At 79.6% G+C, this 1054-nt stretch carries 1 pseudogene; it reads left to right on the top strand.

Features of this window, described 5'->3' with window-relative positions:
- Positions 1 to 258 precede the first annotated feature (258 nt).
- A pseudogene (locus tag ACIQOV_RS42695) lies at positions 259 to 1054 on the top strand (ribonuclease E/G); the annotation flags it as partial.

Below are 1054 nucleotides of genomic sequence, written 5' to 3'. Positions count from 1 at the left end.
CCCGTCCGGGAGCCACCCGGGGTTGGGGGACGGCGCAGCTTGGGAAAACCTCAGAAGACTGGTCAGAACCAGAAGACTTTCGACACCCCGCCGAGCGCGGGGCGCCGAGCGAGACTACGAGCCCCTGTGCGGCGTCGCGTCCGCGCGGCGGCACCGTCAAAAGGGTCCGGTCCGGGCATCGTCGCGATGCCGGCCGCCCAGCGGTGCCGTGCCGTGCCCGGATGTGGAGCCCGGGGGCCTGACGGGAGATCCACCCGCATGCTCGATAACACCGATCCGCAGCAGACTGCGGCCACGGACCAGAACGAAACCGCCGCGACCGGTGGCGAGGGCGCGTCCGCCGCGCCGCCGCGCCGTCGTCGCCGCGCGGTGTCCCGCCCGGCGGGCACCCCGCAGGGTGCGGCCGCCGAGGCGGCCGAGACGGTGCTGCCGGCCGAGACGCCGACCGCCGCGGCCACCCCGGCTCCGGCCGTGGAGCCGGCGGCCGAGCCCGCCGCCGAGAAGCCGGTCCGGGCCCGCCGGACCCGCAAGCGCGCCGAGGCCCCGGCCGGGGCGCCGGAGGCCACCCCGATCGTGGTGACCGCTCCGGAGACGGCGCAGGCCCCGGCGGCCGAGCCCGCCGCCGAGAAGCCCGCGAAGGCCACCAGGGCCACCAGGGCCACCAAGGCGGGCAAGACCGAGAAGGCGGAGAAGGCCGACAGGGCCGAGGTCGCCGAGGTCGCCGAGCCCGTCGCCGAGAAGCCCGCCCGGGCCCGGCGCACCCGCAAGCGCGCGGAGGCGCCCGCCGGTGCTCCCACGACCGAGGCCGAGGCGCCGGTCGTCGAGGCGCCGGTCGTGGAGGCCGCTGCCCCCGAGGCCCCCGCCGCCGAGCCGGTGGCCGAGGAGGCCCCGGCCGCTCCGGCCCGCCGCCCCCGCCGCCGTCGCGTGGTCGAGGCCGCGCCGGTCGTCGAGGCCCCGGTGGAGGAGCCCGTCGCCGAGGCGCCGCAGGCCGAGGAGCCCGCCGCCGCGGAGGAGCCCGAGGAGGAGGCCGTCGAGGCCGCCGCCCCTGAGGCCC

It is taken from the genome of Kitasatospora sp. NPDC091257, assembly GCF_044757675.1.
GTDB lineage: Bacteria > Actinomycetota > Actinomycetes > Streptomycetales > Streptomycetaceae > Kitasatospora > Kitasatospora lactacystinica.
This window is presented reverse-complemented; position numbering and strand designations above follow the sequence as displayed.